Origin of the sequence: Streptomyces sp. NPDC056347 (genome assembly GCF_042262625.1) — a bacterium.
Taxonomy (GTDB): domain Bacteria; phylum Actinomycetota; class Actinomycetes; order Streptomycetales; family Streptomycetaceae; genus Streptomyces.
Window position 1 is genome coordinate 13,473 of the sequence record NZ_JBHJQP010000020.1, and the last position, 25,121, is coordinate 38,593.

General features: G+C 70.7%; 25 protein-coding genes and 1 pseudogene. 8 read left to right on the top strand and 18 right to left on the bottom strand.

Annotation, left to right across the window (positions count from 1 at the left end; genetic code table 11):
• Positions 1-152: 152 nt before the first annotated feature.
• The gene (locus ACFCV8_RS07600; protein WP_376684346.1) at positions 153-809 is read right to left on the bottom strand and encodes a class I SAM-dependent methyltransferase; all 657 of its coding nucleotides are present in this window, start codon (positions 807-809) and stop codon (positions 153-155) included.
• A 115-nt stretch (positions 810-924) separates the two neighbouring features.
• On the bottom strand, positions 925-1,719 hold the full coding sequence (locus ACFCV8_RS07605; protein ID WP_376684347.1) for an inositol monophosphatase family protein: 795 nt from the start codon (positions 1,717-1,719) through the stop codon (positions 925-927).
• 190 nt (positions 1,720-1,909) lie between these two features.
• Between ACFCV8_RS07605 and ACFCV8_RS07610 the strand changes: the two genes are divergently transcribed.
• Both ACFCV8_RS07610 and ACFCV8_RS07615 read left to right on the top strand, forming a co-directional pair.
• Positions 1,910-2,521: an ArsR/SmtB family transcription factor gene (locus ACFCV8_RS07610; RefSeq protein ID WP_376684348.1), complete on the top strand. Its 612-nt coding sequence runs from the start codon at positions 1,910-1,912 to the stop codon at positions 2,519-2,521.
• A complete protein-coding gene (locus ACFCV8_RS07615; RefSeq protein ID WP_376684349.1) occupies positions 2,518-3,894 on the top strand; it encodes an MFS transporter in 1,377 nt (458 codons plus the stop codon). Before ACFCV8_RS07610 ends, ACFCV8_RS07615 begins: the two co-directional genes overlap by 4 nt.
• Here ACFCV8_RS07615 and ACFCV8_RS07620 read toward each other — a convergent pair.
• The 4 genes from ACFCV8_RS07620 to ACFCV8_RS07635 form a co-directional block, all read right to left on the bottom strand.
• On the bottom strand, positions 3,887-5,068 hold the full coding sequence (locus ACFCV8_RS07620; RefSeq protein WP_376684350.1) for a methyltransferase domain-containing protein: 1,182 nt from the start codon (positions 5,066-5,068) through the stop codon (positions 3,887-3,889). The genes ACFCV8_RS07615 and ACFCV8_RS07620 overlap by 8 nt on opposite strands.
• Positions 5,069-5,163: 95 nt before the next feature.
• Complete coding sequence (locus ACFCV8_RS07625; RefSeq protein WP_376684351.1) at positions 5,164-5,364, bottom strand: hypothetical protein; 201 nt, start codon at positions 5,362-5,364, stop codon at positions 5,164-5,166.
• Positions 5,361-5,756 (bottom strand): hypothetical protein, encoded by a 396-nt coding sequence (locus ACFCV8_RS07630; RefSeq protein WP_376684352.1) that lies wholly within the window; start codon positions 5,754-5,756, stop codon positions 5,361-5,363. The genes ACFCV8_RS07625 and ACFCV8_RS07630 overlap by 4 nt, the downstream gene beginning before the upstream one ends.
• Positions 5,757-6,053: 297 nt before the next feature.
• Positions 6,054-8,114: a protein kinase gene (locus ACFCV8_RS07635; RefSeq protein WP_376684353.1), complete on the bottom strand. Its 2,061-nt coding sequence runs from the start codon at positions 8,112-8,114 to the stop codon at positions 6,054-6,056.
• A gap of 396 nt (positions 8,115-8,510) precedes the next feature.
• On the opposite strand from ACFCV8_RS07635, the gene ACFCV8_RS07640 reads away from it, so the two are divergent.
• From ACFCV8_RS07640 to ACFCV8_RS07655, 4 genes are all read left to right on the top strand, one after another.
• Positions 8,511-9,383: a helix-turn-helix domain-containing protein gene (locus tag ACFCV8_RS07640; RefSeq protein ID WP_376684354.1), complete on the top strand. Its 873-nt coding sequence runs from the start codon at positions 8,511-8,513 to the stop codon at positions 9,381-9,383.
• 5 nt (positions 9,384-9,388) lie between these two features.
• Positions 9,389-9,598: a DUF397 domain-containing protein gene (locus ACFCV8_RS07645; RefSeq protein WP_376684355.1), complete on the top strand. Its 210-nt coding sequence runs from the start codon at positions 9,389-9,391 to the stop codon at positions 9,596-9,598.
• 55 nt (positions 9,599-9,653) lie between these two features.
• Positions 9,654-9,860 carry a DUF397 domain-containing protein gene (locus ACFCV8_RS07650; protein ID WP_376684356.1) on the top strand — a complete coding sequence of 69 codons (207 nt, stop codon included), beginning with the start codon at positions 9,654-9,656 and terminating at the stop codon, positions 9,858-9,860.
• 159 nt (positions 9,861-10,019) lie between these two features.
• A complete protein-coding gene (locus ACFCV8_RS07655; RefSeq protein WP_376684357.1) occupies positions 10,020-10,196 on the top strand; it encodes a hypothetical protein in 177 nt (58 codons plus the stop codon).
• A 126-nt stretch (positions 10,197-10,322) separates the two neighbouring features.
• Here ACFCV8_RS07655 and ACFCV8_RS07660 read toward each other — a convergent pair whose 3' ends face one another.
• From ACFCV8_RS07660 to ACFCV8_RS07690, 7 genes and pseudogenes are all read right to left on the bottom strand, one after another.
• Positions 10,323-13,502 (bottom strand): NACHT domain-containing protein, encoded by a 3,180-nt coding sequence (locus ACFCV8_RS07660; protein ID WP_376684358.1) that lies wholly within the window; start codon positions 13,500-13,502, stop codon positions 10,323-10,325.
• 166 nt (positions 13,503-13,668) lie between these two features.
• A pseudogene (locus ACFCV8_RS07665) lies at positions 13,669-13,815 on the bottom strand (IS481 family transposase); the annotation flags it as partial.
• A gap of 199 nt (positions 13,816-14,014) precedes the next feature.
• Positions 14,015-14,269, bottom strand: a complete 255-nt coding sequence (locus tag ACFCV8_RS07670; RefSeq protein ID WP_376684359.1) for a hypothetical protein — start codon at positions 14,267-14,269, stop codon at positions 14,015-14,017.
• Between the two features lie 438 nt (positions 14,270-14,707).
• On the bottom strand, positions 14,708-14,899 hold the full coding sequence (locus ACFCV8_RS07675; RefSeq protein ID WP_376684360.1) for a hypothetical protein: 192 nt from the start codon (positions 14,897-14,899) through the stop codon (positions 14,708-14,710).
• A 163-nt stretch (positions 14,900-15,062) separates the two neighbouring features.
• Positions 15,063-15,953 (bottom strand): oxygenase MpaB family protein, encoded by an 891-nt coding sequence (locus ACFCV8_RS07680; protein ID WP_376684361.1) that lies wholly within the window; start codon positions 15,951-15,953, stop codon positions 15,063-15,065.
• A 27-nt stretch (positions 15,954-15,980) separates the two neighbouring features.
• The gene (locus ACFCV8_RS07685) at positions 15,981-16,835 is read right to left on the bottom strand and encodes a 4-hydroxybenzoate octaprenyltransferase (RefSeq protein WP_376684362.1); all 855 of its coding nucleotides are present in this window, start codon (positions 16,833-16,835) and stop codon (positions 15,981-15,983) included.
• A gap of 183 nt (positions 16,836-17,018) precedes the next feature.
• The gene (locus ACFCV8_RS07690) at positions 17,019-17,543 is read right to left on the bottom strand and encodes a MepB family protein (RefSeq protein WP_376684363.1); all 525 of its coding nucleotides are present in this window, start codon (positions 17,541-17,543) and stop codon (positions 17,019-17,021) included.
• Between the two features lie 122 nt (positions 17,544-17,665).
• On the opposite strand from ACFCV8_RS07690, the gene ACFCV8_RS07695 reads away from it, so the two are divergent.
• Positions 17,666-18,235, top strand: coding sequence for an SMI1/KNR4 family protein (locus ACFCV8_RS07695; RefSeq protein WP_376684364.1), 570 nt, complete (start codon positions 17,666-17,668; stop codon positions 18,233-18,235).
• Positions 18,236-18,337: 102 nt separating this feature from the next.
• Here ACFCV8_RS07695 and ACFCV8_RS07700 read toward each other — a convergent pair whose 3' ends face one another.
• The gene (locus tag ACFCV8_RS07700; RefSeq protein WP_376684365.1) at positions 18,338-18,925 is read right to left on the bottom strand and encodes a hypothetical protein; all 588 of its coding nucleotides are present in this window, start codon (positions 18,923-18,925) and stop codon (positions 18,338-18,340) included.
• Positions 18,926-19,079: 154 nt separating this feature from the next.
• Between ACFCV8_RS07700 and ACFCV8_RS07705 the strand changes: the two genes are divergently transcribed.
• Positions 19,080-20,303: a thymidylate synthase gene (locus ACFCV8_RS07705; RefSeq protein ID WP_376684366.1), complete on the top strand. Its 1,224-nt coding sequence runs from the start codon at positions 19,080-19,082 to the stop codon at positions 20,301-20,303.
• A gap of 64 nt (positions 20,304-20,367) precedes the next feature.
• Here the strand turns inward: ACFCV8_RS07705 and ACFCV8_RS07710 are convergent, their stop codons facing one another.
• From ACFCV8_RS07710 to ACFCV8_RS07725, 4 genes are all read right to left on the bottom strand, one after another.
• Positions 20,368-21,126: a MerR family transcriptional regulator gene (locus ACFCV8_RS07710; RefSeq protein ID WP_376684367.1), complete on the bottom strand. Its 759-nt coding sequence runs from the start codon at positions 21,124-21,126 to the stop codon at positions 20,368-20,370.
• Positions 21,127-21,322: 196 nt separating this feature from the next.
• Positions 21,323-22,660 (bottom strand): M20/M25/M40 family metallo-hydrolase, encoded by a 1,338-nt coding sequence (locus tag ACFCV8_RS07715; protein ID WP_376684368.1) that lies wholly within the window; start codon positions 22,658-22,660, stop codon positions 21,323-21,325.
• Positions 22,657-24,045, bottom strand: coding sequence for a cytosine permease (locus tag ACFCV8_RS07720; RefSeq protein WP_376684369.1), 1,389 nt, complete (start codon positions 24,043-24,045; stop codon positions 22,657-22,659). Before ACFCV8_RS07720 ends, ACFCV8_RS07715 begins: the two co-directional genes overlap by 4 nt.
• The gene (locus ACFCV8_RS07725) at positions 24,045-25,001 is read right to left on the bottom strand and encodes a DUF1177 domain-containing protein (RefSeq protein WP_376684370.1); all 957 of its coding nucleotides are present in this window, start codon (positions 24,999-25,001) and stop codon (positions 24,045-24,047) included. Before ACFCV8_RS07725 ends, ACFCV8_RS07720 begins: the two co-directional genes overlap by 1 nt.
• Between the last annotated feature and the right edge of the window lie 120 nt (positions 25,002-25,121).

Sequence of the window (25,121 nt, forward strand, 5' to 3'; positions counted from 1 at the left end):
ATGCTATCGGGGCTCCCGGACGGCCCGGCCCCGGCTCCCGGGCCCCGGGCGGGTGCCCCGCGACCGTTCCCGGACGGCCGGGCCGCAGCCCGTTCCGCCTGTTCCGCCTGCCCGCAGCCCGTTCCGTCCGGCCCCGGGCGCCCCGGCCGTTCTCAGATCCCGGGGCCGGTCCGCCGCAGCACCCGCAGCGAGTCCGTCACCGACACCTCGGTGAACGCGCCGGAGGCCAGCGCCCGCTGATGGATCCGGTACGGGGCCTGCCCGCCGTCCTCCGGGTTCGGGAACACGTCGTGGATCACCAGCAGTCCGCCCTCGGCGACATGCGGCGCCCAGCCCTCGTAGTCCCCGGTGGCGTGTTCGTCGGTGTGGCCTCCGTCGATGAAGACGAAGCCGAGCTTCCCGCCCCAGACGGCCGCGACCTGCGGCGACCGCCCGACCAGCGCCACCACGTGGTCCTCGAGACCGGCCGCGTGCAGGGTCCGGCGGAAGGTGGGCAGCGTGTCCATCCGGCCCACCTCCGGGTCCACCACGGCCGGGTCGTGGTACTCCCAGCCGGGCTGCTGCTCCTCGCTGCCGCGGTGGTGGTCCACGGTGAGGGCCGTGACCCCGGCCGCCCGTGCGGCGTCGGCGAGCAGGATCGTGGAGCGCCCGCAGTACGTTCCGACCTCCAGGACCGGCAGCCCCAGCGCGGCGGCCTCCACGGCGGCCGCGTACAGCGCGAGCCCCTCGCCCACCGGCATGAACCCCTTGGCGGCCCGGAAGGCGGCCAGAACCTCCGGCGACGGCTCGACAAACGACTCGGCGGACACGGATTCCTCCTGGTGACGACGGGTACGGCTACACGCCTGGGACGGCGCCCCATCGTGCCGCACACCCCGCGCCGGGGCGCGGGCGGGGCGGGGGAGGCCGACGCGGGCCCCGGCCTCAGCGGCGCAGCATCGACACCAGCAGCGCGTGGGTCTCCTCGTCGGCCGCGGCCAGGAGCCCGCGGCCCGACCCGCCCAGCGGGCCGCCGTCGATGCCGGTGACGACGCAGCCGGCGGCCCGGCACAGGGCGATTCCGGCCGCGAAGTGCACGCTCCCGGAGAGGTCGCCGCCGTCGGTGACGTACGCGGCGCGCTTGCCGGCGGCCACCCAGGCCAGCGCCAGCGTCGTGGACACGACGCGCGGCCGGAAACGCTCGACGAACCCGGGATGGGCCAGCAGCTCCACGGCCCGGTACTCCGGCGCGCTCGGGAACGGCGGATCGAGGTTGACGTCGACCAGCCGGGTGGCGGACGTCGGTGTCAGCGGGGCGTCGTCGGCCCCGTCGCGCCGGACCCGGGCGGTCTTCCCGTCCGTGGAGAAGACCTCACCGCTGAACGGGTCGGCGACCGCCGCCGCCCCGTCGCGCAGCGCCACGTTGACGGCGACCAGCATGTTGCCGACCGCGTAGTTGAGCGTGCCGCACAGGGGATCGACCAGCCACTGGCGTACGGCCCCGTCGGCCCCCTGCTGCCCGCCCTCCTCGCCCAGCACCGCGTCGTCGGGCCGGGCGGCGCGGAGGACGTCGAGGATCGCCTTCTCGGCCGCCACGTCGGCGGCGGTGGCGAAGTCCCCGGCGCCCTTGTCGATGCGGCCGAGGTGCCGGCCGTACAGCTCGCGCACCACGGCCGCCCCGGCGCGCGCCCCGGCGGTCGCGACCGAGACGTCGTCCGAACTCGCTTGTGATTCGGTCATGTTGTTCAGGTTAAGCAACCCGGACGCTGCCGGGGCATGGTTGCCGCCGGTCCGCGCGCGTGGCCATGGGGCGTTTCCGGCGGATCGGGGGCGGGCCGGGCGCACGCACCAGATCACAAAGAATCCTTCGCGAAGAACTCTTTGCGGACAAGTCTTTGCGAAGAATTCTTTGCGGTCTAGGGTGTGCGGCATGGCAGATGCGTGGGAGGGCCCGGACGGGCCCGCCGTAGAAGCGGAATCGGTTGTTCTGGACGCCAAGGGACTGCGCGCCCTGGCGCACCCGGTGCGGGTCCGGCTGGTGGGGCTGTTGCGGAAGCACGGTCCGTCGACTGCCACCCGGCTCGCGGAGCGGCTGGGGGTGAACTCCGGCACCGCCAGCTACCACCTGCGCCAGCTCGGCGCGGCCGGATTCGTCGAGGAGGACACCGAGCGCGGCAACGCGCGGGAGCGCTGGTGGCGCTCGGTCCACCGGACGACGGAGCTGCGGGGCCGGGAGCTGGCCGTCGAGGAGCCCGAGGCCGTCCTGGCGTACCTCCAGTCGGTCGCCGCCCTGCACACCCTTCAGCTCCAGCGGACCCTGGGCGAGCTCCAGACGATGGCCCCCGCCTGGCAGAACACGTTCGACATGAGCGACGTGGGCCTGCTGCTCACCCCGGAGGAAGCCGCCGCCCTGCGCCAGGAGTTGTGGGACGTGGTCGGCCGCTACCGCCGGGACGTCCCGGAAGCGGCGGCGACCGCCCCCGAGGGCGCCGGGCGGGTCGAGGTCATCACCTATCTCCTGCCCGATCCGGAGGAGTCGTGACGGCGGGCGGGGACGGCGCGACGGAGGCCGAGGCCGCCCGCATACCCGCAGGGCGGTCCTTACGGCCCCTGGCCGGAGTGCTGACGGCCATGGCCCTGTCGCTGACCGGCACCCGGATCTCGCTCGTGGCCCTGCCCTGGTTCGTGCTCGTCACGACGGGCAGCGCCACCCGGACCGGTCTGGTCGTCTTCTGCGAGATGGCGCCCTACGTCCTGGTCAAGGCGTTCACCGGACCGGTGGTGGACCGGGCGGGCCCCCGGGCCGTCTCCTGGACCACCGACCTGGCGAGCGCGACCGCCGCCGCCCTGGTCCCGCTGCTCCACGTCCTGCACCTGCTGACGTTCCCGCTGCTGCTGGCCCTGGTCGCGGTCATCGGCGCCGCGCGCGGTCCGGGCGACCTCGCCAAGGAGGTCATGGTGCCGGAGGCCGCCGACCGTGCCGCGGTGCCCCTGGAACGGGCCACCGGCCTGTCCGGCGTGGTCGAGCGGCTCGCCTCCACCATCGGCCCGGCGGCCGGTGGTGCCCTGGTCGCGCTGGTCGGCCCGTTGACGGGGCTGGTCGTCAACGCGGTCTGCCTCGTCAGCGGATCGGCGGTCGTCGCACTGGTGCTGCCGCGCGGCATGGGGCGCGCGGCGGCGGAAGACCCGCCGGGGCGGAACGGCGGGGCGGAAGCGGAACCCGGTTACTGGAAACGGTTCGGCGAGGGCTTCACCTTCCTCCGGGGCGAGCCGCTGCTGCTCACCGTCATCGTCATGGTCGGGATCACCAACCTGCTCGACGCGGCGATCGGTTCGGTGCTCATCCCCGTCTGGGTCAGGGAGTCCGGCAGCGGACCGGCCGCGATCGGTCTCATGGGCAGTGCGATGGGCGCGGCGGCGGTGGCCGGGAGCCTGATCGCCGCGACGGTCGCGCACCGGCTGCGCCGCCGGACGGTGGTGCTGGCCGGGTTCCTGCTGGCCGGGGCGCCGAGGTTCCTGGTCCTCGCCGCCGATGCCCCGCTGGGGATGGTGCTGGCGGTCTTCGCGGTGAGCGGGTTCGGCGCCGGGTTCATCAACCCCGTACTGGGCGCCGTCCTCTTCGAACGGGTCCCGCGCCGCATGCTGGGCCGGGTCAACGCCCTCGGTGACTCGCTCGCCTGGGCCGGAATCCCGCTCGGTGGCCTGCTCGCCGGGGCCGCGGTCGCCGCCGCGGGTCTCACGCCGGTGCTGCTGACCTGCGGGATCGCGTACTTCCTCACCACGAACCTGGCCGGACTGCGCCGGGAGTGGCGGGAGATGGACCGTACGGGAGAAGGCGCGGACCGTACCGGAGACGGCGCGGACCGTACGGGAGGCGGCGCGGCCGGTACGGACGTGGGGAAGCCCGTCACGTGACGTTCCACCGGGTCCCGTCGGGGATGTGCCAGACGCGCGCGGTGCCGTCCGCCTCGCGGGCGTAGCCGAACCTTTCGTGGGAGGGGCGGCCCGCACCGTTCCACCAGCGCCACGCGTCCTCGACCCGGGACCAGAGCCCGGGGTCGCCGCCGTGGACGACGGTGTCCGTGCCCTCGCCCACGAGTGGCGTACGCGCCCACGAGCCGTCCCGGCCCTGCACCTGGAGCGCCATGGTCCCGGAGTCGTCCAGGTGGTGGACGATCTCGGCCCCCGGCAGATGGAACGCCAGGACCAGGCGGAAGGCGTAGTGCGCGCGTACGTCCGCGGCGGTGACCTGCGACGGCCGGACGCCAGCGGCCGGGGCGGGCCTCGGCCGTCGCGGCGCCGCATACGTGCGGGCGTCGGTGCGCGCGGGCATGAAGCGGCCGCCCGTCGACGTGAAGTGGCCGAGCGCGCGCCCCTGTTCGTCGACCTCCAGGCGGACGAGCCCGCCCTCGACGCCGAGGGCGATGTCGGTGACCAGGATGGTGCCGGGCCTGCTCTGCCCGATCCAGGCGGCGGGTACGGCCGGGACGGAACAGGTCGCGATGATCCGGTCGAACCGGTCGCCGGTGAGGTTGCCCCGGATCCCGTCGCCCGGGACGAGCCGTGGCGCGAAGCCCGCCTCCGCCAGCCGGTCCCGCGCGGTGCCGACGAGGGCGGGGTCGATGTCGACGGAGCACACCAGCCGTTCCCCGAGCCGGTGGCAGAGCAGCGCGGCGTTGTAGCCGGTGCCGGTACCGATCTCGAGTACGCGGTGACCGTCCCCGACACCGAGGTCCTCGAGCATTCCGGCCATCAGGCTGGGCAGGGTGCTGGACGAGGTCGGGATGCCGGTCCACGCGGTGTCGTCGACCCGCTCGGCGGTGTCCGGATCGAGGCCGGTCACCAGCGTCTCGTCGCGGTAGGCGGCGGCGAGGCCGTCGGCGCCCGCCCCGCCGCCGCGCTCGCGCCACACGCAGATGCCCCGCTCGTCCCGTTCCTGCTCGAACCAGCGGGGCACGAACAGATGGCGCGGCACACTGCTGAACGCCTGAGACCAAGCGGGCGTCCGGACGGCACCGGCACGGGTCAGCGTGTCGGCGAGCGCGGCCATGTGCGGCCGGGCCTGATCGAGGGGCGTCGGAGTGTTCACGGGGGCTCCCGGCGGGTGGAATCGGTTGGGGGAGGGGTACGAGGGACGAGCACCCCGACGCGCTCCCGGGGGCAGGGGCGCGTCCAGGCGTACGGTCAGCTGCTCCGCCGGACCGGCGGGCTCTCCGGGTTGCCGCAGTCGATGTGCCGGTAGAGCGTGACCGGCCCTCCGTCCTGGCGGGGGAGCCCGCCCCGGAGGCAGCGGTCGAACGGCCGGACCGGCTCCAGACAGGCCGGGCAGATGTGCCCCGCGGGTGCGAACGTGGCGTACTCCCAAGGCCGTACGTCGATGCTCACGCCGTCACCCCGTCCTCGGCCGGAGCGACCGGGGCGACCGGACCGACCGGGGCGACCGGCTCGGAACCCTGCCCGGCGACGGAGCCGGCCAGGCGGCGCAGCATCCGGGCGAGGTCGTGCAGATGCTGGTAGGCCGCGAAGACGAGTGCGCCGTCCCTGGGCGTGGAGGCGAGGAGCCGGTCGACCTCCCACCGTACGGAGCGCGCCGCGGGTGTCACCGCGCGGTCGAGCACCTCGTCGGCGAAGAGGCCGACACGTCCGCACAGTTCGGCGGTCCGGACGTCGATCTCCTCGCGGGTGACGGTGCCGAGCCGGAGGGCGAGGGCCTCGTCGGCGGACCGCAGCGCGGTCTCGACGTCCAGGGGCGGGTGCTCGGGGGAGGGGTGCGTCATGTGGGGGCTCCTGGCTCGGGTCCTGGGCAGGGGGGGAGGAGGACGGCAGGCGGACGTGCAGCACGGACGGTGCTGTCGCATGCGTCCGATTTGGCAACCTTTGGTAATCGTCGCAGCATCGGGGGCAGCCAGGAGCCCTTGCGGCGGTTTTCTGCGAGCAGGTTTCCGCGTGAATGTCCGTGCCGCTCCGGCACGTTCGGGTGCCGGGGCGGCGTGTTCTGCGCCGGAGCAGAACACCTCTGGTGGCGGCGGGGCGTTCCCCCTCGGGTCGGGTGGTCGCGCGTCGGGGCGGGAGGGTCAGGAGCGGAAGTCGTCCGGCTTGAGCCTGTTGAGCCAGGCATGGGTGACGCCGGTCCAGCCGATACGGAGGAAATCGGCCCTGCCGTCCCCGTCGACATCGGCGAACTGCACGTCCTTCGGCGGTACTTCCGCGTCCTCCGCGATCCTGCCGATCCGTCGGTACGCCCCGCCCGCCCCCCTGCCGCCTTCGTTGAGCCAGGCGAAGGCGCCGCCCTTGGCGGTGACCAGGATGCGATCGGCGCGCGCGTCCCCGTTGAGGTCCGCGTACCGGATCTCCTGGACCGTCCCGGTGTCCGACAGGGCATCGCTGATCTTCGCGGGCACTTCCCAGTCCAGCCGCTCCTGGTCGTCCTGGGGGACGAAGTCCTTGTTGTACCAGGCCGTCGTCTCGCCGTCCGGCTTGATCAGCAGGTAGTCGTCCCGTCCGCCTCCGGTGACGTCCGCGAGCCGGATGCGGGTCCTGGGGTCGATGGACGGCAGCGTGCCGGCGGATCCCTGCGAGCGCACTTCGAAAGTGCCGGTGTGGGGGGTCATGCACATGCCGGAGGTGTCCGGGAGTCCGCTCTTCCAGGTGCGGATGGACATCCGGCCGTCCAGGGAGACGTCCACGCAGTCCGCGTGGCCGTCGCCGTCGATGTCGGCGAAGCGGAGCGTGTTGCCGGCGGCGCCGTCGCGGGGCTCGTAGGAGGTCTTCTCCAGGGTGAGAGGGTTCCAGTCCGCGCCCGAGGGGCCGTGGTTCCGGTAGAGCCGCACGTTCTGGTCCTTGTCGACCGAGAGGAAATCCTCCTTGCCGTCGCCGTCGATGTCGGCCATCCAGAAAGTGTTCGTCGACGGGAATTCCTTGTCCTGGATGACGCCGCGGTCCACCCAGCCCGGACCCAGCTTGCTCGCGGCCGCAGCGGCGGAGTCGGTGCCGGGGTCGATGGACCGCATGGAGTCGGACTTGAAGTCGGAGCCGGTGAGTTCCGGTACGAGATACACGGCCGCGGCGATAACCGCGGGGACGGACAGCGCGGCCAGGACGAACACCCGCCGCCTGCTGGGGCGGCTGCGGCGGCCGGGCCGCGCATCGGACCGCGTGTCGGATCGTGGACCGGGCCGCGCATCGGATCCGGGATCGGACCCGGCATCGGGCCGCGCGTCGTTCCGCGTGCCGGACGGCCGTCCGCGTACTTCGGGGGTGGCGTCCCGGTCCGGGGCCGCTGCACCGCCGGAGGCCACCCGGCGGGCGGCGGCGGCCATCACGGCGGCATTGACGAAACGGTCCTCGGGGTCCTTGGCGAGTGCCTTCGCGATGAATTCCCTGGTCGCCGCCGAGGCGTCGCGGGGAAGGTCCGGAACTGGCTCCTCGATGTGCTTGAGGGCGACCTCGACCGGCGAGCCGCCCTTGAACGGCGGTTCCCCGGTGAGTAGTTCGTAGCAGACCACGCCGATGGAGTAGAGGTCGGACGCCGGGATCACGGGCAGGCCCCGGGACTGCTCGGGGGCCATGTAGCGCGATGTGCCGATGACCGCGTTCCGGCTGGTCAGCCCGGTGTCGGTCTCGGCACGGGCGATACCGAAATCGGTCACCGCGACCCGGCCGTCCCCGCGCAGCATCATGTTCGACGGCTTGATGTCACGGTGCACGATGCCGAGCCGGTGCACGGTGTGCAGCGCGTCGAGTGCCTGGGCGGCGAGGTCGAACACCCGGGCGGCCGGAAGGAGTCCGTACTCCGCGCGGACCTCCTCCAGGGTCTTCCCCTCGACGAGCTCCATGACGATGTACGCGGCATGCGCCGCCGTGCCGTCGGGCCCGCCGCTCCCCGGAAACACCTGCTCGCCGTAGTCGTGGACGCCGACCACCCCCGGGTGGTGAATGGCGGCGAGGATCTTGGCCTCCCTCCGGAAGCGCGGGAGGAAGGAGTTGTCCTCGAGTCCCGAGGGATGCAGCATCTTCACGGCGACCTTGCGGTGGAGCACCTGGTCCTCGGCGCGCCATACCTCCCCCATGGCGCCCCGGCCCAGCCGCCCGTCCAGCACGTACCGGTCACCGATGAGTGTTCCTCGACCCCACACGTTCGCGCACCTCGCCATGTTTCGCCGTGCGCGGAGAACTTGGCGTCGGCCGTACGCGGCACACAGCGGTCCGGAATCGGTTCCCGGAAAGAGTACGTGCCTCCGGGGAGGGCCCTCCCCGATCGTCAACACAGCTGTCTCGATAAGGCAGTTGCCCGGGGTGAGGGACAAGGTGACCGAAGAGCCCATTTCCGCAACATTTGGTAATCGTGGCAGTGCGGACGGTAATGTGGAGCTGTCGCAGAGGAATTCTGCGTGCAGATTCTTGCGCGAATTTCTGCGCCTCTCCGGCGCGTTCGCGCCCCCGGGCGGAGTGTTCTGCGTCGGCGCAGAACACTCCTTGCGGCAACCGAACATTCTCCGTCACACTGGGTAACAAGTCCTGGGAGGCAGAAGATGATTACGGATGTGGAGTCGGCGACGCCCGCACTCTGCCGTCTTCAGTTGGGACGTGAACTTCGACAGCTCCGGCACGACGCCGGCCTCACCTCGACCCAGGTCGTCCGCACGCTGCTTTGCAGCCCGTCGAAGCTGACGAGGCTGGAGACGGGGGACAACCTGGTCGTCGAGGCCGTGGACGTGATGGCGCTCTGCGAGATCTACAAGGCGACCCCCGAGAAGCGCGCCCTGCTGATGGGGTACGCGGCCGTCACCAAGACGAAGAAGGACTGGTGGCAGTCGCCTGAGTATCGGCTGGCCATCGCGCCCACGTTCAAGGCGTACTTGGGCCTGGAGGCCACGGCTTCGGCCCTGCATACCTACGAGGGCGAGTTCGTCCCCGGCCTCCTCCAGACCGAGGAGTACGTACGCGCCATCTATCAGCGCGAGCACGAGCGGCTTTCGGCCGACGAGATCGACCGACTCGTCGACGTACGGATGACGCGGCAGGAAGTGCTTCGCCGAGGCTCCGTACCGCTCAAGTTTGCGGCGGTCATCAACGAGGCGGTTCTCCGCCGCAGGGTCGGAGCCTCGGCTGTCATGCGGGCGCAGATAGAGCATCTGGCGGAGGTGGCCGAGCGGCCCTCGGTGCGGGTGCAGGTCGTTCCCTTCAAGGCGGGCGTGCACCCCGGGATGAACGGTGCCTTCACGCTGTTCCGGCTTGGCGACGCGGAGTCCATCGTCTACCTGGAGTACCTGGGCGGGGCCTCGGTCATTCGCAAGCGTGCCGATGTGGGCCTGTACGAAGAAGCGTTCAACGACCTCCAGATTCTTGCCGTGGGGCCGGAGGAATCCCTCGGCATGATCAGAGAAGCAATCAAGGAGCATTGATTCACATGACCACTCAGCAGCTCGTCGATGCCAACTGGTTCAAGTCGAGCTACAGCAACAATCAGGGTGGCAACTGCGTCGAGGGCGCTCGGCTGGACGGGCGGGTGATGGCTGTCCGGGATTCCAAGGACCCCGGTCAGGGCGTCTGCGTCTTCCCGGCCGCCGCCTGGGGCGCGTTCGTCGCCGAGGTGAAGGCCGCCGACACCGTCGCCTGACGATCCCGATGAACCGGGGGGCGGCCGACCGAGGAATCGAGGAGCTATGAACCCCATGTCCATCACGGCTGAGACCTTGCACGGTGCCGACTGGTTCACGTCGAGCTACAGCAACGACCAGGGTGGCAACTGCGTCGAGGGCGCTCGGCTGGGCGGGCGGGTGATGGCTGTCCGGGATTCCAAGGACCCCGGTCAGGGCGTCTGCGTCTTCCCGGCCGCCACCTGGACCGCGTTCGTCACCGGGATCGCGTCCGCCGCCTGACCCGTCTCCAAGAGAAGGCCCCCGCCCCTGCCCCGGCGGGGACCTCCGTCCTGCACCTGTGCGAGGAAGTTCCGGGGCCAGGTCCTTCTCGTCCGGAGTCCTCCGGTGACCGTCCGTCGCGATTCTCCTGCCGCGTGCCAGACCTGGTTCGGGAGGCTGTTGACCTACCTGGACATCGATGACCCGGTGCGTCCGCCGCCGGGGCGTGCTGACGCTCAAAGCCCGCTACGGCGCGCCGGCGTGCGCGCGGACAAGCTTCACATCCAGACCCTCAGCCGCCCCGGTGCATCGACTGCCTGGGCGAATCCGACCGAATGGTTCATGCCCGAGGTCTGAAAACCACACCGCAGCGACGACCCGGTGAGGCCGCGCAGGAGTGATTGCAGCCGTCAGGACCCGACCGGATCGCTCCCCGAGGGGCAGGCAGTGGACCGCTCCCGACCCTGCGCCATGTCGGCCGGTTCACCCGACGCCGCTCAGCGCGGATACATCGTAGATGCGCGTCATTCCGCCGAAAGAGAGTGCCAGTGTCTGCGCGCTCCCGCCGGAATCCACTGCAACGGATTTGATCGACTTATAAGCTTTGGCCACCCCCCTTTCCTTGCAGTCTTCATCCCATACGAGGGCATTTGATCCGTCAAGGCCGACGAGCAGTTTTCCACGTCGGTCGATCACTTTGACGTCGCCTGTACTGGGGACCTTGCATTCTTTTCTCTGGTTGCCTTTTTGTGTCGTGAAGATATCTTCATCCTTGCCGGGGGTGAGTGTTGCGCCGTTCTCGCCCACTTGGAAAGGTGTGTCGAAGTATTTTTCGTCGAAGAAGTAATCCCCGGCTCTCGTGTTCCATAGGACAACCGGATAGCTTCCCCCGTCGCTGTTGCTTATACCGCGAAAGTGGTCACCCGGTTCCGGGTTGGTGAGCTCTTTTCGCACGTTGCGCCTCGATGCGACGATCAATTCCTTCTCGATGGAACTCCTGTTGTCCCACTTGATTCGCCAGAATTTGATTTTGCGCTTCAGTAGTGGTCCGACAAATGACGGATCCCTCTGGGTCTCTGCTGCCTGGAAAATTAGAGTTTCTTTTCCGTGGCTCTCGATGGCGGAATCGACCCAGCCGTATTCATCCTGGTATCCGATCAGTGAATCGTCGACTTTGTGCTCCCCGATCTTCTTTCCCGTCTTTGTGTCCCATCGCTGCAGAAGGCCGTTCTTGCGGGCAGTGACAAGGGTTCCGTCCGGGCTGAAGGTCATCGCTGCGACGTCGCCGGTGGGCAGGGTCAGGCGTGAGGGGTCGTACGGGACCACGAGGTAGGTGACGAGGCAACAGGCTGCGAGGACGACTCCGGTGACAGCGCATTGGATGCGTCGTCGACGGATGACGCGCGCTCGTGGGACCGGCATGCTGTCACGTGCCAGGGAGCGGCTGGCGAGGCGCTCCTGCAGTCGGATGTGGCGGAACTGGTACGTGCCACCGGATTGGCGCAGCAGTTGTTTCCCATGCGCTTCGGTCAGGAATCGCGTGAAGCGCCAGGGCACGAGCCCTCTGGCCGCGAGGACTGCGCGAAGCAGGAGGAATCTTGGCCAGGAACGGCAGATGAGTACCAGTACGGAGAAGACGGCACCCGGCAGCAGGGTGGCCGACAGCACTGTCAGGGGAGATTCGTACATCCCGATCTTGTCCGAAGCCTGGGATGCGATGTCGGTGATCCGGGGCTCGCCCGACCAGTGCGTCAGTGCCAGAAAGGTGACGTAGGCGAGAGACTCCGTAACGACGATCAACGGCACCAGGATCGCCCCCAGGACGAATCCGGCGACTCCTGAACTCGCCAGGGAGGAAATGCGATCCTGGCGCAGCAAGCGCATGGGGGTGGCATGAGCAGAATTTTCGGATGCTGTATCGAGCCATTGGTGAATGGCGAAGGCTATGCCCAATGACAGCACGGCTCCAGTGGTGGTTGCCAATGCCCTGGAGAGGTCGATGAATTTCTCGACCGAAAGAGACTGACTGACCATCGTGATGACCACGGCGACGCAGAATGAGGTAATCGCCAGGAGAGATGCCAGGGCGAAACCGATGCGGAAGCCTCCCCGCAGCCGTTGCAGAGAGCCACGCAGGGCGAATGAGATCCGACCTGGAGCGCGATCCGGGGCCGCATACCAAGTCAGCATTACCAGAACGCCGACCGACACTCCGAACCCCACCGAATCATCAAGGCTCTCGTTGCCCTCTCCGATCCTTTGGGCCACCGAGACGGAGATCATGGTCAGTAGGCCGAATCCGATGCCGACCAGCAGCCCCGTCCAGCGTGAAAGAATCCGGCCGCTCATGCGCCACCACGCGAGATCTCGCTCCCCGTGCCGGTGAAGGTAGGTGGCAAGGAAGGTCAGGTACTTCTCCGCCCGTGCCGCCTCCTGTTGGCCATGGGCGTCCTGCTGCGAGGCACCGTCCGCCCGTACGGTCCGGTATCCGGGCGGGAGGGCGTAGGAGGCGGGGATGAGCCGGTCGACGAGGTGGTCCTCCACCGCGTGCCGACTCTCGAAGTCGAGGAGCTCGGAGGGGGCCGTGTCGTCATGCTGGTAGACCGTGCGTGCCAGGGAGAGCATCAGGGAGGTCGACAGCGCGGTGGCCACGGCGGCTTCGGGGTGCTCGCGCATGTGCGTGTAGACGGGTTCCCAGTCCACACCGTCGGGCCAGTCCGCATCATCCAGGTAGGCGACGGCGTCCTCGACGGGGACGGGCGCCACCTCGACGACGGGCGCGCGGCGCAGGGCGGGCGAGCCGCCTTCGATGACGTCCTGGTACTCGGCCGAGCGGCAGGTCAGGACGAGGCCACGGCCGTCGCGGCATGCCTCGTTCAGGCCCCGGACAGCGTTGCGACGGGCTGCTTCGGGAATCTCGTCCAACCCGTCGAGGATGGGCAACAGCATCTGCTGACCGAGGAGAAGGCGTGGGGAGTGGGGCTGTCCGCCGTAGTACTGGGTGGCCAGGGTGGCGGTGATCCAGTCGTCGAGCGACTGACTGACCGGATCCCACGAGGAGACGGACAGCAGCACGGGGACGGGGGTGCGAGGGGTGCGTTCCTCCAGAAGGCCGAGGGTCAGCATGAGGGCCAGGACGGTCTTGCCCGCGCCGGGTTCCCCGAGGACCACGAGGCGTCGGCTGGGGATCTGCCGGTAGCCCTCGGCGAGTCGAGTCGCCGCCGTGGAGAAGTCACCCTCCAGGCGGCCGTCGAGGGACAACCGCAGGATGCGGCCCGCGCGGCGCGCCTGGGAATCGAGAACGGTGTCCGGAGGCACTGCCACCGGCCGGTCGGTGGCGGCCCAGGACAGCGGGATCAGCCGTGGTTCCCAGAGGCGGCGGGAATGCGCTTCTTCCATCCACTGGGCGTGCACCTGGTTCGCCAGGTCGTCGGCCACCTCTCCCGCGTCCCGGGGCGGTGCGGCCGGTGGCAGGAGCTCGTACACGGCCGCCCCGAGAGAGAAGAGGCCGAACAACGTGCCGGCGAAGGCCATGAGTTGTTCTGTGCCATTGGCCTCGGAGTTGAATTGCGCCAGCGCCAAGACCAGGGCTGTGCAACCCAGCAGCGTGAATAATGTGACGAGGAGCCGCCTGCGCCTCGTCCTTCCCGAGGGTCTTCTCATGCGTACAGGTTGGCCCAACGCGGTTACCCACGCCACCATTTGCCGATGCACGCGGTGAGTTGTCAGCCGTTCCGCGATCTGCGACTTCAATTCACCCAGGGCTCGGGGGCCCTGCACTGCGGATACCGATGTGGTTCGGAGGCCGACGGCATGTTCGGTGAACCGGCCGTAGGGGCGTCGTCCACCGTTTGGCCGTGGTCGGGGAGATCAGGAAGCGTTCGGCGGCCCTGCGCAGTGGCCAGCCGTCCTCGACGACGCATCGGGCCGCGCGTAGGCGTCCGGTCCCGGTCAGCGGTGCATCACGGTGGGGCATGAGGGCCCTCTGGTCGTTCGATGCTGATGCCGCGATCCACACAGAACCCGGAAGGCCCTCACTCGTTCAAGATCACTTCACCGTGAACCCTGTCACCAACCTCTGTGGACAGAAAACCTAGCGCCGGATGGCAAAGGCATGGCCCCGGCCCACTCCGTGAGCCGGGCCGGGCCGCGCTTGCCGTGTTGCGTCCCGGGCCCTATCCGAACGGCAGGCAGATCGCCCAGGCGTGGATCGCCGCGCCGGGAGTGTTGTCGAGCGGTGTGGGGACCACCCAGCCCGTGTTGGTGCCGTTGGGGTGGCCTTTCTCGCCGATTCCTCCGTAGGTGTTGGGGCCGTCCGACGTGTATCCGCCGCTGACCACGGTGTAGCCGGTCGGGCATTCGGCCGTGGCCACGGCCACGCCGTTGGCGGGTACGGACGGGCCGTTCACCGTGATGCTGGGTCCGGACACGCCGGGCGGGCCGGGAGGGCCTGCCGGTCCAGGGGGCCCCGTCGGTCCGGGGGGTCCTGCCGGTCCCTGGGGTCCCGGCGGCCCAGGGGGTCCAGGGGGTCCCTGGCACCCTCCGTCGTTCTTGTGGCAGGGGCCGTAGTCCCCGCCCCCATGCGCGAAGGCGGTCTGGGAGCTCAGGGCACAGATACCCACTGCGGCGGTGATCGCGATGGCGGAGAGCCTGTGACGGACTTTCATCCTGGGGGTCTTCCTTGACGTTGCGGATTCCGCGGCTTCAGCGGATATGGCCACGTCTGTCAGCCGCCGAGGGCCCCCGCTGCCCGGAGAGGGCCGAACGTGGGCGGGTGCCGGCTGCTCCCGGACCGGGCGCCGGATCGAGCGACAGCCTGGCCGTGCGAGCACGGCGGGCAGCCGGATCCGCGTGTGTCGCGCCCCGGCTCAGCTCCCCGTCGGCACGTCGATGTCGTAGACCAGCGCGTACACGATGTCCCGGGCCCGGCGCAGGTCGTAGCCCGTCGCGTCGATGATCACCTTGAGCGCCCGGAAGGTGTCGCCGCCCTGCATGAACATGCGCGCGTCGGCCTGCGCCTCGGCCGGAACCGGCAGGACGCGGGCTCGTCGTGGATCCACGCTCCGCGGGATCCTCGGCGGCCCGCCCTCCTTCTTTCTGCCCCCGAACATCTGCGGTCCCCCAACTCCTCGCCCGTACGGCCGGTTCGTGGAGCGCATCCTATGCGGACGGGTGCTCCGGCGGGTCCGGCGTTCCCGCCGAAGCCGACCTGGACCACCGGCTTCAGCTTCCCGCCAGCCGCCCCCGGGCGGCGGCCTGGATCGGCGAAGGGCCGATCGCCCACTGGAAGGTGCGTCCGACGGCCGCCGCCAGGGGCCGGTCCCAGCAGGCGCGGACGAGGGCCGGGCGGCGGATGCCGAGTTCGGCACGGGCCCAGCCGGGGAGAAGCCCGACCGAGGCGTTCATCAACAGGTGCACGACCAGCCGCTCGCGCGGTGTGCGCCCGAAGCGGCGGAGGAACAGCACCGAGTCCAACGCGGCCGGGGTGGCGCGGAGTTGGGGGCGTATGCGGGTCAGGTAGTGCTCCACGTCGAGGGAGGTGCGCGGTACGTTCCGTGCGCCCAGCGCCTCGGCCATGGGGGCGACCTTGTCGTAGTAGGCGTCGCATTCGGCGGGGGTCAGCCGGAGCGGCCGGGGTGCGTAGGCCTGGTGACCGGCGAGGAAGCTGTGCACCTCGGCGGTGTGCACCCAGGTGAGCAGGTCGGGATCGTCCGCGCGGTACGGGCGGCCGTCGGGGGCGGTGCCGTGCACCTGGGTGTGGATGTGGCGGACGAGACCGATCACGTCGCGGGCGGCGGTCGAGGAGCCGAAGGTGGTCGTGGCGATGAACCGTACGGTTCCGTTCAGCCTGCCGACCGGGTCGGCGCGGAAATCGGAGTGCTGGTCGACCCCCGCCATGGCCAGCGGGTGCAGCGACTGGAGCATGAGCGCGGCGAACCCGCCGGTGAGCATCCCGGTCGCGTGCCCGTGCACCCGCCACACCGGATCGCCCGGCACGGTCCCGAACAGCCCGCGATCGCCCGGCGGCCCCGCGTACCGCTCCAGTTTGAGATCCCCGCCGTGCATCGTCGCCGTGAGTTCCGCCGCGATCCGTCTCCGCAGTCCCGCCAGCACCGCCAGCACCTCCAGGGTCGGTGTCCCTCAGCCGAGCGTACCGACCCGCCCGGCGAGCACGGCCAGCAGGATGAGCAGTCCGCACAGCGGGTTGGTGGCGAACGCCCGCCCGCAGGCTCCGGCGTCCGCCGGGTCGGCCCGCCGTACCTGCCACCCCAACTGCCCCGCGACCACGCACAGTCCGGGCCAGTACAACGGCCCGAACCCGGCCACGACCCCGAGCCCGGCGAGCAGCACCACGCACCCCGCGTACGCACCGCCCACCAGCACCCGGCTGCCCCGCCGCCCCAGCAGCACGGCGGCCGACCGCACCCCGGCCCGCACATCGGCCTCCCGGTCCTGGCAGGCGTAGATCACGTCCGTACCCACGGCCCAGCAGATCAGCGCCCCGTACAGCACCCCGCCCCCGCCCCCGAGTCCTCCGGTGAGCAGGACGTACACCAGCGGCACCATCCAGTTGATGGTGATCCCCAGCCACACGTGCGGCCAGTGGGTGACCCGCTTCATGTACGGATACAGCGCCGCCAGCGGCGCCCCGGCCGCCGCCCACACCACGGCCTCCACACTCCAGAACCCCAACACCAGCGGAGCGGCGGCCCCCAGCGCGACGCACAGCACCAGCGCCCGCCGGGCCGCCAGCCGCCCGGAGGCGACGGGCCGCCCCGCCGTACGCGGCACCTGCGCGTCGAACCGCGCGTCCAGCACATCGTTGAGCCCGCAGGCGGCCCCTCGCGACAGCACCCCGTACACCAGGAGCAGCAGCCCGAGCAGGACCCCGTCACGCGGCCCGGCGACCGCTGCCAGGGCTGTCCATCCGGGCACCACCAACAACCAGGACCCCACCGGCCGGTCCAGCCGCAGCAACTCCAGATACGGCCGCACCGCGGAAGGGGCCCGGCCCACTAATCGGGCGGCGGCACCGCTTCGGGCCGGTATCCGACCCGGTATGTGATCCGGTATGTGATCCGGGACTTCGGCCGGGGCGCGCGGGGTGATGGTCATACCGATTCCTGTCCCCTTCCAGGGGCATCGCATGCCGACAGGGCCGGCCCGGCCCGCCCCGGCTCAGGGGTGGTAGAGGCCACGCGCCCGCCCGGGGTCGGCGGGTCCGGCCGGGCCGAGGCGCAGGAAGTGGTTCACCTGCCATGCCTGGGTGCCGCGGGCCTGCCGGTTGTCCGTGGTCACCCACGGCGGATAGACGCGGAACCCGCGTTTCCCGCCGGAACCGCCGCCGGAGACGACGCCGCGCTCGCGCAACACCTCGCACGGGAACACGAACTGCCCGTGGCCGACTTCGTCACGGCAGCTGATGGCGAAGAGGTCCACTCCGTCGCCGACGTCGAAGGGCCGGATCGGCCCTTCCTCGGACCGCTGCCACACGGTGACGAACTGACCCGCCTTCTTCGGGGTGGTCCTGGCCACGCGGAACCGCACGGAGCGGCCGTCGAGCGTGAACGCGCAGGCCGCGTACTCGGCGCTCTCCGGCTCGGGCACCGGCCGTGAGCAGGCGAAGCCGCCCGGGTCGTACACCAGCGCCTTCGCCGCCAGCAGGTCGCCGTGAAGCCCCGTCCAGGGCTGGCCCGTCACCATGCGGTCATCCTGCCATCGCGCGGCACGCACCCCCCCCGCATGCCCGGTCGTCCACGTGGAGCGGGCGGCCGCCGAAGACCCCGGACCACGGCCGGTCCGGGGCCCGTCCTAGCCTCGGCCCCATGAACCTTCCCGCCGCGCCCCCGCCGCTGACCGAGGCGCAGGCGGCCGAAGCCGAGGCCGAGCTCCGCGTCGCCCTCCCGCCCGCGTACCGCCGCTACCTGACGGAGGTGAGTGCCGGTGGGGCCGTCTCCCGGCTCGCGAAGACGGAGCGCGGCTGGTGGTGGGCGGGAAACGACGAAGGGCATCGCGGCCTGCTGTCCGTGCCGTTCCCCCACCCCGACTCCTACGCGGAGGCCGACGCCGGGTTCGACCGGCGCGAGCCCCGGGCCGAGGACCACCCGGACGCCGCGGCGTTCTCGCGGGCCATGGCCGTCTGGAACGCCGAGCGCGACGAGTTCGAGGACCGGAAGACGGCCGGGGCCGTGGTCGCGCAGGAGCACGGCTGCGGGTTCGCCACGCTGCTGGCGATCACCGGCCCGCTGGCGGGCACGATGTGGTGGGACGGCCGGGCCACCTGCGACCTGATCCTCCCGCTCTCCCTCGACCACACCGGTGGCGCCCGGCCCGTGACGTTCGCCGAGTGGCTGGGCCGCAGCTCCTGGGACCTGCTGCCGCCGGGCTGGGGGTGAGGGACCGGGGACGTCGGGCGGAGCGGAGAGATTCCTCGTGCCGTGGTGTGCGCCACGGCCGTCCGGACCGTCCTCGCCCCGGAGAGCCGGAGCCGTTGCGGGTCAGGTCCGCCGCAGGCGGCTCATCGCCGGGTCCCAGAGCGAGGGGACCGCTCCGTCCGCCGGCAGGGGCTCCGCCGGTGCCGGGGTGCGGGACGAGGCGTCGCGGGAGATCAGGTCACGGTAGTCCGTGTCCAGCTCGGGCGCGGGACCGGCGCGGGGCCTGCGCACCCGGGAGCGCCGTGCCTGTTCCGTCACCCGGTCCAGCTCGGGCGCAGCCTGCGCCGCCAGCCAGTCCGGGCCGTGCAGCGCGGACTCCAGGTCGTCCAGGGCGCGCAGCGGATCCTCGAGGTGGTCGGCGATCACCAGACCACGGACGAAGCGCAGTACGGCCCGGTCACCGGGCCGTTCGATCCAGGTGCTCAGCGCCATGTCGCAGCAGTTCAGCGCGGTCTTCGGCTGATGGTGCAGCAGGGCCGAGCACACATCCATCAGCCAGGCGTCCGGGATGAACGACCCCCCGCCGCCGACGCGCCAGGACTGCGCCGCGCGATACAGCTCGTACCAGTCACCCGCGTCGAGCGGCCCGAGGCACCGTTCGCGCCACCACGAAGCGGGACGCCCGGCGGACCGGGCGGACGTTGCGGCCATGCCCGGCACCCTACCGGCGGGGCAGGGACGCGTCCCCGCCGGAGGCATGGGCTCCGGAAGGGGCGTACGGGGCGCGGTCGCCGCCGGCCGTCCACCGCACACGTACGGCGCTCAGCCGCGCGCGCCCCTGGTCAGGAGCTCGTAGCCTTGGTCCATGGCGGAAGCCACATCCGACAGCGGGCCGGACCGCGGTCAGGAAGAGCCGGACGGCGGCCGTGAGAAGGGTGACGGCGGCGCCGCAGCCGACCAGCTCCCCGCATGGGCCAAGGCCCTCGGCTGGTGCGGTGTCGCCGGGCTGATCTACCTGCTGATCTGTGCCGTGAGCATCATCAGCCGCGGCTTCGCGGGGCTGGGCAGCGACGCGGCGCACACCATGTTCGCCTTCGCGGCGAACCCGTGGGTCGGGCTGAGCGTCGGCGTTCTCGGTACGGTCCTGATCCAGTCCTCGACCACGACGACGGCCATCGCGGTCACCGCCGTGGGGTCGGGCGCGCTGCCCATCCAGGGGGCGATCCCCATCATCCTGGGCGCCAACGTCGGCACCACCGTGACGACGAGCCTGGTCGCACTGACCTTCATCGGCGACCGCACGGAGTTCCGCAGGGCGCTGGGCGCCTCGACCGTCCACGACTTCTACAACTGGCTCGCGCTGCTGATCTTCTTCCCCGTCGAGCTGATCTGGCATCCGCTGGAGCGGATCAGCAGGGCGCTGACCGATGCGCTGTACGGCACGGACTGGCTGCCGAACCCGGCCCACTTCAACTTCATCCGGGCGGCCACCGCGCCGGTGGAACACGGAGTGATCCACGCGACCTCGCACATCAGCAGCACGCTCGGTCCGCTGTTCACCATCGTGATCGGCGCCGTGCTGATCCTGGTCGCCGTCCGCTACCTGGGGGTGCTGCTCAAACTGCTCATGGTGGGCAGGGCCCGTGACGTCCTGATCAAGGCCGTCGGCCGCAACGCCTACCTCGCCATGGCGTCGGGCATGGGCGTGACCGTGGTCACCCAGTCGTCGACCATCACCACGTCCGTGCTGGTCCCGTTCGCCGGGACGGGCATCCTGACCCCGGCGCAGGTGTATCCCGTCGTCGTCGGCTCCAACCTGGGCACGACGTTCACGGTGGTCTTCGCGGCGTTCGCGGGCGTCGGACAGGACGCGAGGATCGGCCTCCAGGCGGCCTTCGTCCACCTGGTCTACAACCTCTTCGCGATCGTCGTGATCTATGTGATCCCGCTGCTGCGCCCCGTACCGCTGTTCTGCGCCGAGAACCTCGCCCGTATCGCCTCCGAACGCCGGTGGGTCCTCGCCGCCTACCTCGGCACCGTCTTCATCGCCCTGCCCGCCCTGGTCATCGTGGGCGTGGGCGTGGTCTGAGCCCCGCGGCCTGCGGGCGCCTGCCGCCGGGGGTCTGCAGCCCCCCGGCAGTGTGGACCGTCGGTCAGTTCAGCCGAGTGTCGGCATAGACCACCATCGCGTCGCGCTGGTAGGCGGCCAGCCCGTCGGCGATCCGGTCGAAGTTCGCCCGGAACCGGGGGTCGTCGACGTAGGTCCGGGCCAGCCCCTTGTACGCCTCCGCGCACGGGGTCCAGAACCGGCACACGCCCTGGTAGAGGGTGTCCACCTCGGCCTGCACCGCCGGGTCGGTGACGGGTGTGCCGGCCGTCATGAACTCCGCCATGCGGATCATCTGCGCCGTCACGTCACGCTGCCACTGCTCCATGCCCTCGGCGGTCATCCCCGCGATGGCCTGCTGGGACTGCTCCCACTGCTCGGGCCACCGCTCGCGTGCCTCCGCGTCGTGCTGTCCGGCCTCGAACCCCTCGAACAGGTTCTCCGGCCTGTTGATCTTCGTCATGCCGTCGTCCTTTCCTTCCTCCAGTTCGGCGATGGTCCGGCTCACGGTGCCGGCGAGCGTCTCCAGCCGGTCGCGTTCCGTGAGCAGCCGTCGGTGGTGCTCGCGGAGCGCGGCCACCTGGTCCAGCTGGCTGTCCAGGACCGCCCGGATCTCCCGCAGCCCCAGGCCCAGCTCCCGCATCAGGAGGATCTGCTGCAGCCGCAGCAGATCGGCCTCCTCGTAGTAGCGGTGCCCGTTGCTCCCGATCCGTGCCGGTGGCAGCAGGCCGATCTCGTCGTAATGCCGCAGTGTCCGGGAGGTCACGCCGGACATCCGGGCCACATCCGCGATCGACCAGGTCATGGCCCCGCCTCACATCGCCGGGCCGGTCTTTCCGGCCACACCGAAGACGGTAGGAGTTGACGCAGCGGAAACCGCAAGCCGGAACCGGGAATCCGGGCCGTCACATACGTACGCCCCCGCCGGAGGCATGGGTTCCGGTGGGGGCGTACGTGGGGTGGGCCCGGGTCGGGGCCCCTGGCAGGGCGCGACTGGGGGGTCAGCAGCTCTGCCAGAGCCGGGTCATGACGCGGACGCCGAAGCGCAGGCCCTCCAGCGGGACGCGTTCGTCCACGCCGTGGAAGAGGCGCCCGTAGTCCAGGTCGTGCGGGAGCTTCAGGCCCTTGAAGCCGAAGCAGCGGATGCCGAGGTGGGTGAAGGCCTTGGCGTCGGTGCCGCCGGGGTTGCAGTACGGGACGGGGTGGCCGTCCGGGTCCTCGGCGCGTACGGCGGCGCACATGGCGTCGACGAGCGGGCCGTCGAACGTGGTCTCCATCGCGATGTCGTGGTTGACCCATTCCCGGGTGACCGAGGGGAGCAGGAGCCGGTCGATCGTGTCGATCAGCTCCTGCTCGTGGCCGGGCAGGAAGCGGCCGTCCACCCGGGCGGTCGCCTTTCCGGGGATCACGTTGGTCTGGTAGCCCGCGGTGAACATGGTGGGGTTGGCCGAGTTGCGGAGCACCACCTGCATGAAGTCGGAGACCGGGCCCAGCCTGGCGAGGCTGCCCTCGATGTCGTCCTCGTCGAACTCGACGCCGTAGAGCCGGGCGGCCTCCTCCAGCAGGGCGCGGACCGGTTCGATCAGCCGGATCGGGAAGGTCTCCCGGCCGATGCGGGCCAGCGACTCGGCGAGGTCGGTGACGGCGTTCTCGTCGTTGGGGGAGGAGCCGTGCCCGGCCCGGCCGGTGGCGGTGAGCTCCATCCAGGCCATGCCGCGCTGGGCGTTCTCGATCGGGTACAGGCGGCGGGTGCCGTCGATCGCGAAGGAGAAGCCGCCGCCCTCGCCGATCGCCTCGGTGACCCCGGCGAACAGCTCGGGGCGGTGCTCGACCAGCCAGTGCGCGCCGAACTTCCCGCCCGCCTCCTCGTCGGCCAGGAAGGCCAGGACCAGGTCGCGGGAGGGCCGGGTGCCGGTGCGGGCGAAGTGGCGGGCGGTGGCCAGCATGACGGCCACCGTGTCCTTCATGTCGATCGCGCCGCGCCCCCACAGATAGCCGTCGCGGATCTCGCCGGAGAACGGCGGGACCCGCCATTCGGCGGCGTCGGCCGGTACGACGTCGAGGTGGCCGTGAACCAGCAGCGCGCCGCGCGCCGGGTCGGCGCCCGCGATCCGGGCGATCACGCTGGCCCGGCCCGGGGCCGACTCGACCAGCTCGGAGGCGATGCCCACCTCGGCGAGGCGGCCCACCACCCAGTCCGCGCAGGCGCGCTCGTCGCTGGTGGGGTTGGAGGTGTCGAAGCGGATCAGCTCGGCGCAGAGCCCGATCACCTCGCCCTGGGCCTCGGCGGACGCCGGGACGAGCGGGGTGGAGCCGGTGGCGGGGCCGGAGGTGGTCATGCTGCTCCCACAGAGGTTGTCGTGCGGGCGGCGGGGGCGGTGTCGTCCGCGTCGTCCAGGGCGGAGGTTCCGTACGGCTTCACCCAGCCCAGCAGGCCGAGGACGCTGTACAGGACGAAGGCGGTGGCCAGGGAATTGAGGGCCGGTATGCCGCCGTCGTAGAACTTGCCGACGCAGAACGCGGCGATCCAGATGGCCAGGGACATCGGCACCCAGGTCGGCGAGGAGGCCGGCAGGGTCTCCGAGGCGCGGGTCTCGTCCAGCGGCCTGCGCATCCGCTTCACGATCCAGTACTCGGCCACGATGATGCCGCCGATGGGCGGGATGGCGACGCCGAGGACGGAGAGGAACTCGGTGAAGTGGGTCATGATCCCGACGGCGGACAGGACCGTGCCGGCGATACCGAGGACGATCGTGACCACACCGCGGTGCAGCCGCTTGCCGAAGACGACCTGGAAGAAGTTGACGACGCCGAGCGAGGAGCCGTACAGGTTCCAGTCGTTGATCTTCGCGGTGGACATCAGGACCACCAGCACGCCGAAGACGCCCGAGGTGGAGAGCACGATGTGCGACACCTCGCTGCTCTTCACCAGGTGGCCCAGGAGCACACCGGTCATGCCGACGATGTACTCGGAGAGGATCATCGACGAGGCACTCTGCAGGAAGACGTGCGAGCCCTTCCTGTTGTACCGGGTCATCTCCGGGGCCACGATCGCGCCGGTCATGAAGCCGCCCGCGATGGCGGTGGCGGCGACGGCCAGCGGGATGGTCTGGCCGGGCGGCGGGGAGCTGATCAGGTCGCTCAGGGAGTGGTCCTTCAGCGTGGAGATCACCGACCAGGCGACCATCGCGAAGAACAGCGGGGTGACGATCTTGGCGAAGACGGCCATGTACTTGAAGCCGAAGATCACCAGAGCGGTGATGGCGACACCGGCCAGCACGCACCACATCCAGGACGGTCCGCCGACCAGTGCCGAGACGCTGTTGCCGAAGATCGTGTTCTGGACGCCGAACCAGCCGACCAGGCTGACCGCGATCACGAAGCTGACCAGTGCAGAACCGTTTCTGCCGAAGCCGACCCAGCGGGTCAGCATCGGGGTCGCCAGACCCTCGCGCATCCCGGCCAGGCCGATCGCGAAGATCACGACCTCCAGGATCACCGCGCCGAGCGTGAAGGCGAGGAACGCGTCGCCGAACGTCATGCCGACGCCGATGGTGGCGCCGAGGGTGAACTGCGAGATCGAACCGGACTGGGCCAGCCACTGGAGCAGCATCGACCAGAAGCCGAAGCGCTTGTCGCGCGGGACGCGGGAGAGCGCGTAGTCGTCGCTGCCGATGGACTTGGTCTCGTGGGCCACGGCCTCGGCCCGCTGGGTGGCTGCCATCAGGACTCCTGCTGGGGGGTACGGCCGAGGGTCTGGAGGTGTGCCAGTGACCCGTAGCGACGGATGAGGTTGTCGAACTCCACCGCGTCGTGGAAGTCCAGGTGGCCGCCGCCGAAGGCCTTGGCGACCTCGACGGCGTACCGGGCGGCGGACGCGATGTCCGTCTCGTGGCTCGCGCCCGTGCCGCAGCCGGGCACCGCGGCGGCCGAGGTGATGGCCAGGCCGATGACCGGGGCGGCCGTCGCGGTGGCGGGCTGGAGAATCGAATTGATGTGGTGTGCACCGTTACCGTACGGGGTGATGTCCTGCGTGGTCACGGGGTACGTGACCAACGGCTCACCCGTCACCACGGCCAGCAGCTCGCCCAGGCGCTCGCTGACCCGGAGCACCCAGCCCTCCTTGACGGTGGGCGAGAGGGCGAGGCCCTTGTGGTTGATGATGCGGTTGCCCTTGGTGGTGTCGATGGAGAGCACGGCCTCCATCTCGTCGGTCACCTCGTGGCGGTTCATCGTGGCGATGTCCACGGGCGAGCCCATGAACGGCACCGGGTCGTGCGGCTCGGTCGGCGCGTCCGGGCAGATGTGGGTGGCGACGATCACATCGCCGGGCAGCACGTCGCCGCGGCGGCGCATGTCGAGCAGCTTGGCGGCGGTGGCGATGGCGGCGACCGCTCCGTCGGCGTCGGAGACCATGCCGGTCACCTCGGGACGGGCGCCGATGCCGCCGAGCCTGCCGACCACGCCGAGCGTGCGGGCCTCGCCACCGGACGAGCGCCCTTGCGAGCCGGGGATGCGGACCATCACGAAGTCCGTCGAGCCCTGCTCGCCGACGACCGTGGTGACCTGCGCGGACGAGCCCTCGGCGCCGCTCACGGAGTCGAGGTACCCGACGACCGCCTTGCCATTGGCCCGGGGATCGTCCAGAAGATCGACGACATCCAGTACGTACTTCAACATGGGGGGCCTTTCTCGCTCATCCGGTCCCGCTGACCGGGGCCCCCGGCCGGCGCTCGACGGGGGAGAGGCGCGGGGCGGGGTGCTGAGGCCACATTCGGGATCGGATAGCGTTGAGCGCAA